13 protein-coding genes are annotated in these 15,316 nt (G+C 71.3%); 3 read left to right on the plus strand and 10 right to left on the minus strand.

What is annotated here, in order from left to right:
- Nucleotides 1–28: 28 nt before the first annotated feature.
- From folB to ACWDAK_RS12830, 4 genes are all read right to left on the minus strand, one after another.
- Entirely contained in the window at nucleotides 29–388 is a 360-nt protein-coding gene (folB, locus tag ACWDAK_RS12815) for a dihydroneopterin aldolase (protein WP_427393318.1), read from the minus strand.
- A 226-nt stretch (nucleotides 389–614) separates the two neighbouring features.
- A complete protein-coding gene (locus tag ACWDAK_RS12820) occupies nucleotides 615–1,112 on the minus strand; it encodes a nuclear transport factor 2 family protein (protein ID WP_344637777.1) in 498 nt (165 codons plus the stop codon).
- A 27-nt stretch (nucleotides 1,113–1,139) separates the two neighbouring features.
- Entirely contained in the window at nucleotides 1,140–1,997 is an 858-nt protein-coding gene (gene folP, locus ACWDAK_RS12825; RefSeq protein WP_344637776.1) for a dihydropteroate synthase, read from the minus strand.
- A 222-nt stretch (nucleotides 1,998–2,219) separates the two neighbouring features.
- On the minus strand, nucleotides 2,220–4,070 hold the full coding sequence (locus ACWDAK_RS12830) for a phosphatidylglycerol lysyltransferase domain-containing protein (RefSeq protein WP_344637775.1): 1,851 nt from the start codon (nucleotides 4,068–4,070) through the stop codon (nucleotides 2,220–2,222).
- 453 nt (nucleotides 4,071–4,523) lie between these two features.
- On the opposite strand from ACWDAK_RS12830, the gene ACWDAK_RS12835 reads away from it, so the two are divergent.
- Nucleotides 4,524–5,705 carry an alpha/beta hydrolase gene (locus tag ACWDAK_RS12835; protein WP_344637774.1) on the plus strand — a complete coding sequence of 394 codons (1,182 nt, stop codon included), beginning with the start codon at nucleotides 4,524–4,526 and terminating at the stop codon, nucleotides 5,703–5,705.
- Between the two features lie 121 nt (nucleotides 5,706–5,826).
- Nucleotides 5,827–6,594 carry a ferritin-like domain-containing protein gene (locus ACWDAK_RS12840; RefSeq protein ID WP_344637773.1) on the plus strand — a complete coding sequence of 256 codons (768 nt, stop codon included), beginning with the start codon at nucleotides 5,827–5,829 and terminating at the stop codon, nucleotides 6,592–6,594.
- Nucleotides 6,595–6,650: 56 nt separating this feature from the next.
- Here ACWDAK_RS12840 and folE read toward each other — a convergent pair whose 3' ends face one another.
- From folE to dacB, 6 genes are all read right to left on the minus strand, one after another.
- The gene (folE, locus tag ACWDAK_RS12845) at nucleotides 6,651–7,256 is read right to left on the minus strand and encodes a GTP cyclohydrolase I FolE (protein WP_344637772.1); all 606 of its coding nucleotides are present in this window, start codon (nucleotides 7,254–7,256) and stop codon (nucleotides 6,651–6,653) included.
- A gap of 104 nt (nucleotides 7,257–7,360) precedes the next feature.
- Nucleotides 7,361–9,418: an ATP-dependent zinc metalloprotease FtsH gene (gene ftsH, locus ACWDAK_RS12850; protein ID WP_344637771.1), complete on the minus strand. Its 2,058-nt coding sequence runs from the start codon at nucleotides 9,416–9,418 to the stop codon at nucleotides 7,361–7,363.
- Nucleotides 9,419–9,660: 242 nt separating this feature from the next.
- Nucleotides 9,661–10,215 carry a hypoxanthine phosphoribosyltransferase gene (gene hpt / locus ACWDAK_RS12855; protein ID WP_045306241.1) on the minus strand — a complete coding sequence of 185 codons (555 nt, stop codon included), beginning with the start codon at nucleotides 10,213–10,215 and terminating at the stop codon, nucleotides 9,661–9,663.
- Between the two features lie 60 nt (nucleotides 10,216–10,275).
- Nucleotides 10,276–11,421 (minus strand): tRNA lysidine(34) synthetase TilS, encoded by a 1,146-nt coding sequence (gene tilS, locus ACWDAK_RS12860; RefSeq protein WP_344637770.1) that lies wholly within the window; start codon nucleotides 11,419–11,421, stop codon nucleotides 10,276–10,278.
- Nucleotides 11,422–11,795: 374 nt separating this feature from the next.
- Nucleotides 11,796–12,992 carry a zinc-dependent metalloprotease gene (locus tag ACWDAK_RS12865; protein WP_344637769.1) on the minus strand — a complete coding sequence of 399 codons (1,197 nt, stop codon included), beginning with the start codon at nucleotides 12,990–12,992 and terminating at the stop codon, nucleotides 11,796–11,798.
- Between the two features lie 222 nt (nucleotides 12,993–13,214).
- Nucleotides 13,215–14,594 carry a D-alanyl-D-alanine carboxypeptidase/D-alanyl-D-alanine endopeptidase gene (gene dacB / locus ACWDAK_RS12870; RefSeq protein ID WP_427393285.1) on the minus strand — a complete coding sequence of 460 codons (1,380 nt, stop codon included), beginning with the start codon at nucleotides 14,592–14,594 and terminating at the stop codon, nucleotides 13,215–13,217.
- 136 nt (nucleotides 14,595–14,730) lie between these two features.
- Here dacB and ACWDAK_RS12875 point away from each other — a divergent pair, with 136 nt between their 5' ends.
- Nucleotides 14,731–15,222 carry an inorganic diphosphatase gene (locus tag ACWDAK_RS12875; RefSeq protein WP_344637767.1) on the plus strand — a complete coding sequence of 164 codons (492 nt, stop codon included), beginning with the start codon at nucleotides 14,731–14,733 and terminating at the stop codon, nucleotides 15,220–15,222.
- Nucleotides 15,223–15,316: the final 94 nt, after the last annotated feature.

Here is a 15,316-nt window from a genome sequence, read left to right on the forward strand (position 1 = left end):
CGGGCTGTGGGATGTTGAAGGGTACGCGTCATACGCGCCCCCGGTGAATGGTGACGGTCACATCGTCGAAGGGGACGGTGATCGGGGCGTCCGGCTTGTGCACGGTCACCTCGACCTCCTCCACCGCCTCGTGCTTGAGGCACTGGTCGGCGATCCGCTGGGCCAGGGTCTCGATCAGCTCGACCGGCTCGCCGGCGATGATCGCGGTGACCTCCTCGGCGACGATGCCGTAGTGCGCGGTGCGGGTGAGGTCGTCGCCGGCGGCGGCCGGACGGGTGTCCAGGAACAGCACGAGGTCGACCACGAAGGTCTGGCCCTCGACGCGCTCGCGCTCGAAGACACCGTGATGGCCCCGGGCACGCAGGCCCCGCAGGGTGACGCGGTCCAGCAACTCACTTCTCCCACCTGAACGACCCTGCCCGGAGCGGACAGGGTGGCGGGCCGGGTCGCCCGCCGCAATCGAATCTACCTGCGAGCCCCCGCGGACCTGGACCGTCCTACCCGGCACAACCGCCCGCCACGCGCACCGGATCGGCGATTGACGTGAACGTTGGGTGTCCACGCACGGAACGGGTGCACCCCGTTCGGTCACACCTTGCGCAAACGGTTCGCGATCAGTCGTCGTCCTCGTCGTCACCGCTGGTCAGGACGGGTGAACCGTGGTGCGACCAGAGTTTCCAGCCGTCCGCCGTACGACGGAACAAGTTGGTCGAGACGACCTTCCCGCCGATCAACGGCCCGAGCTCGCCCTCCTCCTCGGCCTCGCCGCCGGAGAGGATGTTCTCGGTGCACGTGACGAGTGCCACATCGCCCTGCAGTTCGACCTCCACGTCGGTCAGGAAGAACTGGATGTACTCCGTGTTCATCATGATCAACATGTAGGAACGGGTGACCTGGGCCCGGCCGCGCAGCACCGGCCAGCCGGGGTGGACGCAGATCACCCCGCCCTTGTCGTCGGCCTCGCCGGCACCCAGCCAGATGGACTCGACGGCCTCCAGATCACCGTTCTCCAGCGCCTCGTAGAGCGCCCGGTTGGCCGCCAGGACGGCTTCCCGGTCCAGCTCCAGCGCCGCCTCGCGGCCCGTGTCGCCCACCCTGCCGTCACCCGCCATGCTTCCTCCAGAGCCGCACCAAGCCCCCTACCCCCTCCTCGCCGCCGCCTGTTGCCAGGCCGCGGCCACTCGTACGGCGTCGGCCGTGCCGGCCACGTCATGGACCCGGACCGCCCACGCACCGGCCTGGGCCGAGAGCGTCGAGATCGCCGCGGTGGCGTCGTCGCGCCGCCGGGCCGGGCGCGGCTCCCCGGTTTCCGGGTTGGCGAGCAGCGTACCCAGGAACCGCTTGCGCGAAGCGGCCACCAGCACCGGGCGACCGAGCGCCGTGAGCGCGTCCAGGCGGCCGAGCAGGGCCCAGTTGTGCTCGCTGGTCTTGGCGAAGCCGAGGCCCGGGTCGAGGATCAGCTGCTCCTCCTTCACCCCCGCGGCCAGCAGCGCCTCCATCCGCTGGGTCAGCTCGGCGGCGACCTCGGCCACCACGTCCTGGTACACGGCGAGGCTGTCCATCTCGGCGGACTGGCCGCGCCAGTGCATCAGCACGTACGGCGCGCCGGTGTCCGCGACCACCTGGGCCATCGTGGCGTCGGCCAGACCGCCGGACACGTCGTTCACCAGCCGGGCCCCGGCGGCGACCGCCTGTTCGGCGACGCTGGCCCGCATGGTGTCGATGCTGACCACCACCCCGGCCCCGGACAGCTCGCGGACCACCGGGATCACCCGGCGCAGCTCCTCCTCCTCGGTGACCCGGTGGGAGCCGGGACGGGTGGACTCGCCGCCGACGTCCACCAGGTCGGCACCGCTCGCCGCGAGCCGCAGGCCGTGCGCGACGGCAGCGGCGGGATCGAGCCACATGCCGCCGTCGGAGAACGAGTCGGGGGTGACGTTGACGATGCCCATGACCGCACAGCGGTCGAGCTGGGGGAGCCCGGGAAGGTGGATCATACGGCCATTATCGAGCCACCCCTGGTCGGAAAAACGATGACGGCTGACAGATTTCAGAATCTGTCAGCCGTCATAGGTCATTCACTACCGGTCATCGGTCAGCCGTCGCCGGATCTCCGTCATCCGTCATCGGTTCCCCTCACCGGTTCCGTCACCGGCCATCGGTCACCGCATACCGGACGTCCATCGGTCCGGCGCCGCACACCCCGCGGCGCCGCGCCCTCAAGCGGCCTCGGTCACCGAACCGAGCTGCGCCTGCTCCGGCATCAGCCCCTGGCGCTGCTTCTTCCGGCCGAACTTCGGCATACCGAGCGTGATGAAGGCCTCCGCCTGCATCACGGCGAACCCGATCCGCGGCAGGTCCCGGGTCTGCGGGTAGACCAGGAAGCGCGGCTCCCAGACCGGCTGGAACTTGGCGTTGAACTTGTACAGCGACTCGATCTGGAACCAGCGCGACAGGAAGACCAGCAGCCCGCGCCAGGCCCGCAGCACCGGCCCGGCACCGATCCGCTCACCGCGGGCCAGCGCCGAACGGAACATCGCGAAGTTCAGCGACACCCGCTTGACGCCCAGGTTCGGGGATTCCTGCAGCGCCGCCACGATCAGCAGCTCGTTCAGGCCGGGGTCGGCCGCCCGGTCACGCCGCATCAGCTCCAGCGAGATGCCGTCCTTGCCCCAGGGCACGAAGTGCAGCACGGCCTTCAGGTCGCTGCCGGGCGCGCCCGCGGGTTCGCCCTCCTCCGGAGCCTTGTGCGCCGTGACGACCACGCCGTTGTCGTCGCTCGGGTCGCCGAAGCGACCCAGCGCCATCGAGAAGCCGCGCTCGGTGTCGGTACCGCGCCAGCGGGCGGCCGCGTCGGCGACCTGCCGCTTCTCCTCCAGCGTCAGGTCGGAGACCCGGCGCACCTTGCAGGTGTAGCCGTTGCGCTCGATCCGCTTCACCATCTGGCGGACGTTGCGCATGGCACGTCCCGACAGCGAGAACGCGGAGGTGTCCACGATCGCCTCGTCACCCAGCTCCAGCGCGTCCAGCCCCGCCTCGCGGGTCCAGACCTCACCGCCGACCTCGCTGCAGCCGACCACGGCCGGCACCCAGGCGTGCTCACGGGCCTCCGCCATGAAGACCTTGATCGCACCCGGCCACGCCTCGACGTCCCCCACCGGGTCGCCCGAGGCCAGCATCACACCGGAGATCACCCGGTAGGAGATCGCCGCCTTGCCGGTCGGCGAGAACAGCACGCTCTTGTCCCGCCGCAGCGCGAAGTACCCGAGCGAGTCGCGCGCCCCGTGCCGCTCCAGCAGCGCCCGGACCTTCTCCTCGTCCTCGGCGGTCAGCTCCGGCTTCGGCTTCTCCGGCCGCAGCGCCAGGTAGGCCGAGATGAAGGCCGTCATCAGACCCAGCGCACCGAGCGAGTACGCCACCAGGTCGGTGACCCGCTCGGTGTGGTACCGGACCGGGCCGTCGAAGCCGAACAGGCCGTACACCGTCTCCTTGAGACGCTGGATGAAGGTCGGGTGCCCGACCTCGGAGCTCGGGTGGACGCTCACGATCACCATGCCGAGCAGCACGCTGAAGGCGCCCATGACGATCAGGTTGAGCAGGGCCCGCCAGCGGGTGCGCGGGTCGGCCTTGGCGTAGAACTCGCGCCGGTGGATCAGGACCACCGCGAACAGCGCCACCGACACCACCGCCGGGCCGATCTGGTGCCAGCGCAGCACGTGCAGCGCGGCACCGACCGGCAGCAGCACCACGACCGCCCGCCAGGCACGCCGCTTGCGACGGCGCAGCGCGTGCGCCAGCAGCACCAGCAGGGTGCCGACCATCAGGGTGCCGACCGCGGCCAGCGTGGTGGTGCTGCCCGGCAGCTGCCCGGCCCAGCTGTGCACCCGGGTGTGCCGAAGCCGGGGGAAGACGGCGCTGGCGATGTCCAGCAGGCCGATCAGCAGACAGGCGTATCCGACGGCTCCCGGCAGCCAGGCACGGGGAACGGAGGCAGCTTGGTTGCGCAGCGTCTGCAGGCCCCGCCGACGGGGCTGCTCAGGTGACGGCTCAACGGACACGGGAACGCTCATGGAAGCTCAGCGTAGAGGCTGGAACGGGCTGTCCTGTCACTCCCGGGGAGGAGCTGTGATGGACCTTCATGACTATTCCTTGGTCTGGCAATCCGTTCGTCAAGGAAGCATCCCCGGGCGGTAAATTCCCGGGGACACCCCTGCGGTGCGGACGCCTCGGGGACAGGGACGCCGCTCGGACGGCGAGTCCAGCGGGACGGCTGAACGGTCGGACGGCGGCGATGGCAGGTGGGTGGCCCAACGCCGGCACGCTGCGCCACGGGACGCCCCGCACACGCGTTACACACGCTGGACGCCGCATTCTAGAGCTTCGGTTGCACCCTCCGCAGCGGGCACGACGTGCCGGTACCCGGCCGTGACGGACCCGGGCGGCGCATCCCCGCTGGCTGCCCCCAGTCGACCGCCCCACGATGAACCCTGGCCCCACTGCTGCCCAAGGGAGGGCGAATCCGCATGGAACTGACCAGCAGTGCGCTTGTGTACTCGCTCACCGCGCTGGCCGCCGCCGCCCTGGTCTGCACCCTCTGGCTGTGGCCCCGGCTCGCCCGCCAGCGCCCGCTCCCGGTGCTCGGCCGACTCGGCCTGCTGGCGGTCATTCAACTCTCCGTGCTGGCCGTACTGGCGCTGTCGGTCAACAACTCGTACGGCTTCTACACCTCGTGGAACGACCTGCTCCACCCGGGCCGCGCGCCGCTGACCCTGGCGGGCTCCGAGCACCTCAGGGGCGCCGCGCCGAAGACCGCCGGCCTGGTCCGACCGACCACCGAGGGCGGGCTGGAGACGGTCAAGGACCTGCCGCAGGGCAAGCCGGAAGAGGTCGGCCGGGTGGACTCCGTCAAGGTCACCGGCATCGACTCCGGCCTCTTTGACCAGGTGTTCGTCTACCTGCCGCCCGAGTACTTCATCCCCCGCTACTCCCGGGTCCGCTTCCCGGTGCTGCTCACCCTGGCCGGATACCCGGGTCCCTCGCTCCACCTGGTCGAGGGGCTGCGGGTGCCGCAGACCGCCTGGGACCTGGAGCGGACCGGCCGGATCTCGCCCACCGTGATCGTGATGGCCCGTCCGACCGTCGCCCCGCCCCGCAACACCGAGTGCGTTAACGTCGCCGGCGGCCCGCAGACCGAGACCTGGTTCGTCAAGGACCTGCCGGACGCCCTGCGCGCCAACTACCGGCTCAGCCGCTCGGCCGACTCCTGGGGAGTGCTCGGCTACTCCACCGGCGGCAGCTGCGCGTTGCGCCTGGCCATGCGCCACCCCGAGGCCTACACCAGCGCGACCGGCATGCACGCCGACTACCAGGTGCCCAACGACCACTGGACCGACGGCGACCTGTTCGGCGGCGACCAGACCGACGCCCAGCACAGCGACCTCAACTGGCGACTGCAGAACCTTCCCGCCCCCGACGTCTCGCTGCTGGTGGTGAGTACCAGGACGGAGGAGGACTTCGCCCAGACCCAGGCCTTCCTCGCCAACGCCAAGCACGTCGCCGACGCCCACCCCGGGTTCCGGGTGGACTCGCTGGTGCTGGACGACGGCGGCCACAGCTTCGAGACCTGGCGGCGCGAACTGCCGACCGCACTGGAGTGGATGAGCGACCACCTCAAGACCCCGCAGGACCGCGAGCCGCGCCAGTAGCCGACGCTGCCCGGACCGCCCTCCCCCGGCCGGGTGATTCCCCACCGGCCACCGGCCGACGGGCCACCACCGGGGAACGTCTCCCGCCCGACCGGCTACCCCGCAGACGCCAGGAGGTCAGATGCTCAGCTCCCGTTCGCTCTTCGACGATATCTACCGCAACGACGAGGCCTACCGCCTCTTCTGCAGCATCGCGGCCGGCGGCGAGAACCAGGGCGGCTGGGAGAACGAGCGGATCCGGGCGCTGACCACCGACCCGGTGCTGGCCCCGAAGATCGGGCGGCACGGAGCCGACGAACGCAAGCACGGACGGATCTTCACCCAGCTGCTGCACCGGCGCGGCCTGGAGAAGGTGTCCGTCCCACCGGACACCGACTACTGCATGCTGCTGGAGCGCCAGGGCATCGGCCTCTCGCACGAGCGGCTCAACTCCGAGGTCCCGCTGACCGAGCGCGAGATCATCACCTATCTGGCGCACAGCCGGGTCACCGAACAACGGGCCGCCGAGCAGATGCGCCAGCTGGTGAAGGCGTACGGCGGCAACCCCGAACTGGCCAAGGCCATGCGGATGATCTCCGCCGACGAGGACAACCACCTCGCGTACTGCCACGAGGAGCTGCTCCGCCTCACCGCCGAGGGCCACGGCCCGTACATCCGGCACGCCCTGGAACACACCGCCCGCGGCGAGATCCGCACCCACCGCGATGTCGGCCTCGCGGTACTGCGGGCCATGGCGCGGATCCTGGGCTGGCCCCGCTGGCAGGTCGCCGTACTGGTCGCCGGCGTCCACGCCCTCTACCTCTACGACCTCACCCTGGGCCGCCACCGGATGGTCCGCCTCCGGATGCCCGCCAAGCGCAACGCGCTCGGCTCCGCGAGCAGGGACTAGCGGCGGGGATCAGGCGTCCAGGAGCACGGGCACACCGCTACGCCCCCGGCGCGTGCTCAGCGCCCGAGGATCAGGCTCATCGCCTCGGCCCGGGTGGCGGGATCGCGCAGCTGCCCCCGCACCGCCGAGGTGATCGTCTTGGCCCCGGGCTTGCGGATGCCGCGCATCGACATGCACATGTGCTCGCACTCGACCACCACGATCGCGCCGCGCGGCTCCAGGATCCGCATCAGCGCGTCGGCGACCTGGCTGGTGAGCCGCTCCTGCACCTGCGGACGGCGGGCGTAGACGTCCACCAGCCGGGCGAGCTTGGAGAGACCGGTGATCTTGCCGCTGGTGGACGGTATGTACCCGACGTGGGCGACGCCCTGGAACGGGACCAGGTGGTGCTCGCAGGTGGAGAACACCTCGATGTCCTTCACCAGCACCATCTCGTCGTGGCCGAGGTCGAAGGTGGTGGTCAGGACGTCCTCGGGCTCCTGCCAGAGGCCCGCGAATATCTCCTTGTAGGCGCGCGCGACGCGGGCGGGCGTCTCCTGCAGGCCCTCCCGGTCCGGATCCTCGCCGACCGCGATCAGCAGCTCCCGAACGGCCTTCTCGGCCCGCGCCTGATCGAACGCCCCGACTGGCACGGACTGGTCGAGAGTCACCGGGTCGATCATGCGTGCCTCGCTTGTGGTGGTTGGGTAGGCGGTCCTAGCAGCACGGATGCCGCGCCTCCAGGGTACAAACCCCGGTGACGCGGCATCCATTCCGTACGGTTCGCTCAGCTCTCCGTCGCGCCGTCACCGGCGACCGGCGGCAGCTTCATGATGTCCACCTGGGTGGTCTCCGCGGCGGCGGCGATGCCGTTGGTCAGCGCCAGTTCCTTGGGAGACTGCACCGGCGGGCGGGTGGAGGGCGTACGGCGGGCGGAGCCGGTCCAGGCCGGGCGGGCCGGGCGCTTCACGACCGGAGCGAAGATCTCGGCGATCTGCTCCTTGTTCAGCGTCTCCTTCTCCAGCAGCTCGAGGACCAGGTTGTCGAGCACGTCGCGGTTCTCGACCAGGATCTCCCAGGCCTCGTTGTGCGCGTTCTCGATGAGCTTCTTGACCTCCTCGTCCACCAGCCCGGCGACCTCCTCGGAGTAGTCGCGCTGGTGGGCCATCTCGCGACCCAGGAACGGCTCGGAGGAGTCCGAACCGAACTTGATCGCGCCGAGGCGCTCGCTCATGCCGTACTGGGTGACCATCGCGCGGGCGGTCGCGGTGGCCTTCTCGATGTCGTTCGAGGCGCCGGTGGTCGGGTCGTGGAAGACCAGCTCCTCCGCCGCGCGCCCGCCCAGCATGTACGCCAGCTGGTCGAGCATCTCGTTGCGCGTGGTCGAGTACTTGTCCTCGTCCGGCAGGACCATGGTGTAGCCCAGGGCCCGGCCGCGGGACAGGATGGTGATCTTGTGCACCGGGTCGGCGTTCGGAGAGGCCGCCGCGACCAGGGCGTGACCGCCCTCGTGGTACGCGGTGATCTTCTTCTCCTTGTCGGACATGATCCGCGTGCGCTTCTGCGGACCCGCCACGACGCGGTCGATCGCCTCGTCCAGGATGACGTTGTCGATCAGCTTCTTGTCCGAGCGGGCCGTCAGCAGGGCGGCCTCGTTGAGGACGTTGGAGAGGTCGGCACCGGTGAAGCCGGGGGTGCGCTTGGCGACGGCCGAGAGGTCGACGTCGGGCGCGATCGGCTTGCCCTTCTGGTGGACCTTGAGGATCTCCAGACGACCCTGCAGGTCCGGGCGGTCGACGGCGATCTGCCGGTCGAAGCGGCCGGGGCGCAGCAGTGCCGGGTCCAGGATGTCCGGGCGGTTGGTGGCGGCGATCAGGATCACGCCGCCCTTGACGTCGAAGCCGTCCATCTCGACCAGCAGCTGGTTGAGGGTCTGCTCGCGCTCGTCGTGGCCACCGCCGAGGCCCGCACCGCGGTGCCGGCCGACGGCGTCGATCTCGTCGACGAAGATGATCGCCGGGGCGTTCGCCTTGGCCTGCTCGAACAGGTCGCGGACGCGGGAGGCACCCACACCGACGAACATCTCGACGAAGTCGGAACCGGAGATCGAGTAGAACGGCACGCCCGCCTCGCCCGCGACGGCGCGCGCGAGCAGGGTCTTGCCGGTACCGGGCGGGCCGTAGAGCAGCACGCCCTTGGGGATCTTGGCGCCGACGGCCTGGAACTTCGACGGCTCCTGCAGGAACTCCTTGATCTCGTGGAGCTCCTCGACCGCCTCGTCCGCACCCGCGACGTCCGCGAAGGTGGTCTTCGGGGTGTCCTTGGTGAGCAGCTTGGCCTTGGACTTGCCGAACTGCATGACCCGGGAGCCGCCGCCCTGCATCTGGTTCATCAGGAACAGGAAGACCAGCACGACGCCGACGATCGGCAGCATCGACAGCAGCAGGCTGACGAAGGTGGACTGCTTCTCGGGGCTGATCGTGTAGCCCTCGGGCAGCGCGCCCTTGTCACCCGAGTTGATCTGGGCCTGCAGCGTGTTGGCCACGGCCACGCCCTGGTCGCCGACGTACGACGCCTGGAACTTGCTGCCGGACGGCGCCTTGCCGCCGGTACCGGCCGAGGGCAGCTTCGCGCCGTCCTTCAGCTGGATCTTGATCGTGTTCGAGTCACCAGTGGTGATCTGCGCCGACTTGACCTGCTTGGCATCGATCGCCGCGACGACCTGCCCGGTGTCCACCGTCTTGTAGCCGTTCGAGTCCGAAACGACCTGCATCAGCACGACAACGGCGAGGACGGCCAGCACGATCCACATGATCGGCGCACGGAAGTATCGCTTAACGTCCATCCATGCGGGGCGGTGACGCCCCGTCCCTCCTGCCACTCAACGGCGCTGCACGGCTGTCGGCCGTCGGCGCATCCGGTATGTGCTCATGAGAAGAGCGGTTAATTGGACCGTACCGCAGGCACCCCCGCTCACGACGAGAGCTGGGCGGCACGACGTATTTTCCTACCCCGGCTCAACGGGTGGGAACAGCGAGCTGTTCCCACCCGTCGCCCGAACGGTGTCAACCGTCGGACGGCCGATGGTCAGCCGCCGTAGACGTGCGGGGCCAGGGTGCCGATGAACGGCAGGTTGCGCAGCTTCTCCTGGAAGTCCAGGCCGTAGCCGACCACGAACTCGTTGGGGATGTCGAAGCCGACGTACTTGACGTCGATCTCGACCTTGGCCGCGTCCGGCTTGCGCAGCAGGGTGCAGACCTCCAGCGAGGCCGGGCCGCGCGAGCCCAGGTTGCCGAGCAGCCACGACAGCGTCAAGCCGGAGTCGATGATGTCCTCGACGATCAGCACGTCGCGGCCGGCGATGTCGGTGTCCAGGTCCTTGAGGATCCGCACCACGCCGGAGGACTTGGTGCCCATCCCGTACGAGGAGACCGCCATCCAGTCCATCGTGACCTGCGAGTGCAGCGCCCGGGCGAGGTCGGCCATGACCATCACGGCGCCCTTGAGCACACCGACGATCAGCAGATCCCGCCCGGCGTAGTCCCGGTCGATCCGCTCGGCCAGCTCAAGCAGCTTGGCGTCGATCTCGTCCTTGCTGATGAGCACCTTCGCCAGGTCGGCGCCCATGTCGTTCTGATCCACCGGGGATACGTCCTCAAACGTTCGGGGTCCTGTTTCGGCGACGGCCCCGCGACCTACTGCTCAGTTGTCGCTCTGTCGCCGAAAGACCAGCGTGCCACACCTTCGGGTGACCTCGACGCCCCCGGGTAGGTGTAGCGGCCCCTGACCGCGCCAGCCGGTGATCAACTGATCGACCGTCTCCAGGTGCCGGGCGAACAGGTCACCGCCCGGGCAGCCCGCCCGCAGTGCGGCCCGGCGCAGCACCCGGCGGCGGACCGCGGGAGGCAGTTCGGCCAGTTTCCCGGTGTCCAATGCGCCTTCGCCCGTACGGAGGTCGCGCTCCGCCAGGGCCGCCCACTGATCGAGCGCATCGGCGTCGTCGCGGAACAGCCGGGCCGTCCTGGCCAGCGCCTCGACCACCCCGGCGCCCAGGTGCTTCTCCAGCACCGGCAGCACCTCGTGGCGGACCCGGGAGCGGGTGTAGGCCGGATCGGAGTTGTGCGGGTCGTCCCAGACCGGGATGGACTGCGCGGCGCACGCCTGGCGGGTGGCGGCCCGGTCCAGCTCCAGCAGCGGGCGGCGGTAGCGGCCCTTGTGCGCGGGCATCCCGGCGAGCGACCTGGCCCCCGAGCCGCGTGCCAGGCCCAGCAGAACGGTCTCCGCCTGGTCGTCCCTGGTGTGCCCGAGCAGCACCGCGATCGACCGGTGGCGCTCGGCGGCGGCGTCCAGCGCGGCGTATCTCGCGTCCCGCGCGGCGTTCTCCGGGCCGCCCTGCTGGCCCACCTCGACCGGGATCACCTCGACCGGGTCGAGGCCCAGCTCGCGCAGCCGGGCGGCGACCTGCTCGGCGCGTTCGGCGGAACCCGGCTGCAGGCCGTGGTCGACGGTGACGGCCCCGACCCGCAGGCCCAGCTTGGGCGCCTCGAAGGCGGTCGCGATGGCCAGTGCCATCGAGTCGGCGCCGCCGCTGACCGCCACCAGCACCAGCGGGGAACCCGGTGCAGCGGGGGTGCGGGGCAGCCCGGAGGGGTGGCGGCGGGCGTTCCCGATCAGCCGGGTGGCGGCGGCACCGCCGGCGGTGGTGGCCGCGGTCACGGCGACCGGCGCGGACGCGGGGCGGGTGCGGGGAGCCGGGGCGGTGAGGCTGACGCCGGCCTCGGCGGCGAGCTCGGTGAGGGCACGACGGACGGCGAGACGTATCGCCGCGACGGCAGGGTGTGGGCCCACGGTGAGGCACTCCTTGGCAGCTGGGGGACGGAGCGGGGCGGTGAGGGGGCCGGCCGGGCGTGACACCCTGTCAGCTTTCGGTCACCAGGTGCTCACAGATGGTCGCAGAATCCGGGCATCGGCTACGCCACCCGCGCCACCGGTACGACCACGGTCCCACGTACGGGTGAATGCAGAAACGTTTCACCACCCCCATCTGTACGCCTGCACCACTCGTGTGGGCTCCTCGCGGCCGGACCGCGCGCGGCGAAGGCACGCACCGCACCGGACCGCGCGGCACCACGCCCCCTGCAGGGCCGCCTGGGGATCACCCCCGGCGCGGGCCCGCCCCGATCGCGCACCGGCCCCGCGTCAGCCCCGCGTCGGCCTGCGGCTCAGCCGGTGACCCGGGCGACCCAGGCGGCGGGGTCGTGGATCTCGTCCTTGGTCGGGAGCGTGTTGGGGGAGGTCCAGACCCGGTTGAAACCGGCCATGCCGACGCGGTCGACCACGTCCCGGACGAAGACCGCACCGTCCTGGTACTGGCGCAGCTTGGCGTCCATGCCGAGCAGCCGCCGCAGCACCAGGTCGAGCCGCCCACTACCCCGGTCCCGCCGCTGCTGGAACTTCTCCCGGATCTCCGCAACGCTCGGCACCACCGCCGGGCCGACCCCGTCCATCACCACGTCCGCGTGCCCTTCGAGCAGCGACATCACCGCCGTGAGCCGGCCGAGGATCTCCCGCTGCTCGGGCGTCTGGACGAGTTCCAGGAGGGTGGTGGGCGCCGAGCCGTCACCCCGGCCGCCGAGTCCCGGCAGACCGCCGCCCAGGGCGTCCCTGATCCGTTCCAGCAGCGCGGCCGGGTCCACGTCGGTCTGCGCCAGGAAGGACTGCACCTCGGCCTGGATGTGGTCGCGCAACCAGGGGACGGCGGTGAACTGGGTGCGGTGGGTCTCCTCGTGCAGGCACACCCAGAGGCGGAAGTCGTGCGGGTCGACGTCCAGTTCGCGTTCGACGTGCACGATGTTCGGCGCCACCAGCAGCAGCCGGCCGGGGCCCGGCGACAGCTGCCCGGCCCCGTCCCCGGACCCGTCCGCGGCGAACAGCGCGGCCGGGCTGTCCGGGGCCACCGGGGAGCCGGCCGACGGAGCGGGCTCGGCCGGGGCGAAGGTCTCGTACTGGCCGAGCACCTTGGTGGAGAGGAAGGCCAGCACCGCGCCGACCTCGACGCCGGTCGCCTTCTCGCCGATCGAACCGAAGACGGCCGCGCCGGCCGAGTCTCGGCGGCGCGCCTGCAGCTTGTCCACCAGCGGCTGGACGATCGTCCGGAAGCCCGCCACATTGGCTCGCACCCACCCCGGACGGTCCACCACCAGGACCGGCGTGCCGGCCGCCGCGGCCAGGCTGCTGGAGCGCATGCCGGTGAACTCGCGCACGTGCTCCTCCGCCGCCAGCGCATGCCTGCGCAGTTCGGAGACCACCTCGCGGGCCTGCTCCCTGGTCACCTCGGGGCCCGGCCGGGCCAGCCGGGTCGCGGTCGCGACCGCGAGTTCCCAATCGACCATGTCGGCACCGCTGCTCGCGCTCGTCATGCCATCACCGTACGTGCTCTCCGCGGCCCGGGGGAGACACCCGCGGATCGTCCCGTGGCGGCACCACTCGGGGGAGGCGGGGAAGCGGGCGCCACGCACCCGGCGGGCAGCCCCGGCCCCGGCCGCCACGGGCTGCGGGCGGCCGGCCCCGGGCTGCCCGATTGCCGACCGGCCGTCACCCCGGGGTGGCCGCACGGTCGCTGACGGACTCGCCCGGCGCGCCTACCGGCAGCCGCAGGCGGCCAGGCGGGCGGCGGCGCGGTCGGTGGCGGCGCGAGTGGCGGCGCCGTCGGTGCTCTTGTTCATGAAGGCGAAGACGAGCACCCGACCGTCCGCGTCGACCACCGTGCCGGCCAGGGTGTAGACGCCGCTGTCGGCGAGGGTGCCGGTCTTCGCCCGGACGATCCCGGCCGCTTCCTGCGCGCCCGAGGAGGCGCCGAACCGGGTGCGCAGGGTGCCGGTGAAGCCGGCGATCGGAAGACCCGTGAGGACCGGCCGCAGTTCCGGGTGTTCGGGCGAGGCGGCCACCGAGAGCACCTTGGCGAGGACCAGCGGTGAGATCAGGTTGCCGGTGTACAGCCCGCTGCCGTCGCCCAGGACGACCCCGTTCATCGGTACGCCCAGCTTCTGCAGTGCCTCGGTCACCGCCGCCACCGCGCCGTCGAAGCTGGCGGGCTCGTGGGCGGCGAGCGCCGCCTGGCGGGCCAGTGCCTCGGCGAGGGTGTTGTCGGAGGTGGTGAGCGTCCGCTCGACCAGCCGGGCGATCGTCGGCGACTTCACCTCGGCGAGCTGCTGGGCGCCCTGGGCGGCCGAGGCCTGCTGCGCCTTGCCGTCCACCGTGATGCCCTGGGCCTTGAGCAGACCGGCGAAGGTCTCGGCGGTCTGGTCGGCCGGGTCGGTGTAGCGCGAGGGGGCGTCGATGGTGGCCGTCGGGTCGACCTTGCCCTCGTCGGCCATCAGCGGGGTCACCGGGGCGATGTTGGCGTAGTCGTTCTCCTTGTGCAGCAGCGGGCCGCTGTAGAGCGAGGTGTCGTAGCCCAGCTTCACCGTGCCGGTGCCGGCCGCCTTGAGGGCGGTGGCGGTCTGCCGGGCCAGTTCGGCGAGCGAGGCCGGGGCCGTTTCGGCGTCCACCGGCAGACCGCCGACCTGGATCCGGTCCGCGGGCAGCGCGGAGAGGGTCGGGTCACCACCACCGACGAGAGTGATCTCCCCGGGAGCCGCGCCCTTGACGACCCTGGTGGAGATCCGGGTGTCGGCCGGGATCAGCGAGAGGGCGGCGACGGCGGTGAGCAGCTTGGTGGTGGAGGCCGGGGTGGCGGGCGTGTTCTCTCCGGAGCCGTACAGGAGCCGGCTCGTGCTGCCGTCGGCGATGGCGAAGTTCAGCCCGCCCAGGCCCCGGTCCTGCAGGACCTGCGCCAGGTCGCGCTGGAGACCCGCCGTGGTCGGGAGCGTGTCGGCCCCGGCCACCGGGGCGGCGAGCACCACGCCGCCGGTGGCGGCCGCTCGCGCGGCAGCCGGGACGCCCGCCCGGTCCGCCGCCGGGGAGGGGTGGGCGAAGGCCCGGTCGCCGCCCGAGGCCAGCCCGCCCGTGGCCAGCGCCACACCCAGCACCCCTGCCAGCGCTACCCTGCATCGGCGTCCCACCCCTGCGCTCCGCTGCACCGACCCGCCCCTTTCCTGAGCACACCTTGCCGTAGGAGACACTTGGATTCTGTCAGTCCCTACCTTGGAGGAACCGTTGGAGTTCGACGTCCTGATCGAGATCCCGAAGGGCTCGCGCAACAAGTACGAGGTCGACCATGAGACGGGCCGGCTCCGCCTCGACCGCATGCTCTTCACGTCGACCCGCTACCCGGCCGACTACGGCTACGTCGAGGGCACCCTGGGCGAGGACGGCGACCCGCTGGACGCCCTGGTCCTCCTGGAGGAGCCGACCTTCCCCGGCTGCCTGATCAAGTGCCGTGCCATCGGCATGTTCCACATGACCGACGAGGCCGGCGGCGACGACAAGCTGCTGTGCGTCCCGGCGACCGACCCGCGCTGGAAGCACCTGGGCGACATCCACGACGTCCCGGAGTTCGACCGCCTGGAGATCCAGCACTTCTTCGAGGTCTACAAGGACCTGGAGCCCGGCAAGTCGGTCGAGGGCGCCAACTGGGTCGGCCGCGAGGAGGCCGAGGCCGAGATCAAGGCCTCGATCAAGCGCCTGGAGGAGAAGGGCGGCCACTGAGTCCTAGGGCTCGGCGGTCCCGGCCGGGGCGAGCAGCGGTGCTCGCCCCGGCTTTCTGCTGCCCTCCACCAGTCGGCCCGCCGTCCCCCTTGGC

This window comes from Kitasatospora sp. NPDC001175, from assembly GCF_053598215.1.

What these genes read in the sequence shown, in the direction of transcription:
- ACWDAK_RS12820 (WP_344637777.1), bottom strand. Translation starts at nt 1,112, where the DNA reads ATGGCGGGTGACGGCAGGGTGGGCGACACGGGCCGCGAGGCGGCGCTG.
- folP (WP_344637776.1), bottom strand. Translation starts at nt 1,997, where the DNA reads ATGATCCACCTTCCCGGGCTCCCCCAGCTCGACCGCTGTGCGGTCATG.
- ACWDAK_RS12830 (WP_344637775.1), bottom strand. Translation starts at nt 4,070, where the DNA reads ATGAGCGTTCCCGTGTCCGTTGAGCCGTCACCTGAGCAGCCCCGTCGG.
- ACWDAK_RS12835 (WP_344637774.1), top strand. Translation starts at nt 4,524, where the DNA reads ATGGAACTGACCAGCAGTGCGCTTGTGTACTCGCTCACCGCGCTGGCC.
- ACWDAK_RS12840 (WP_344637773.1), top strand. Translation starts at nt 5,827, where the DNA reads ATGCTCAGCTCCCGTTCGCTCTTCGACGATATCTACCGCAACGACGAG.
- folE (WP_344637772.1), bottom strand. Translation starts at nt 7,256, where the DNA reads ATGATCGACCCGGTGACTCTCGACCAGTCCGTGCCAGTCGGGGCGTTC.
- ftsH (WP_344637771.1), bottom strand. Translation starts at nt 9,418, where the DNA reads ATGGACGTTAAGCGATACTTCCGTGCGCCGATCATGTGGATCGTGCTG.
- ACWDAK_RS12865 (WP_344637769.1), bottom strand. Translation starts at nt 12,992, where the DNA reads ATGACGAGCGCGAGCAGCGGTGCCGACATGGTCGATTGGGAACTCGCG.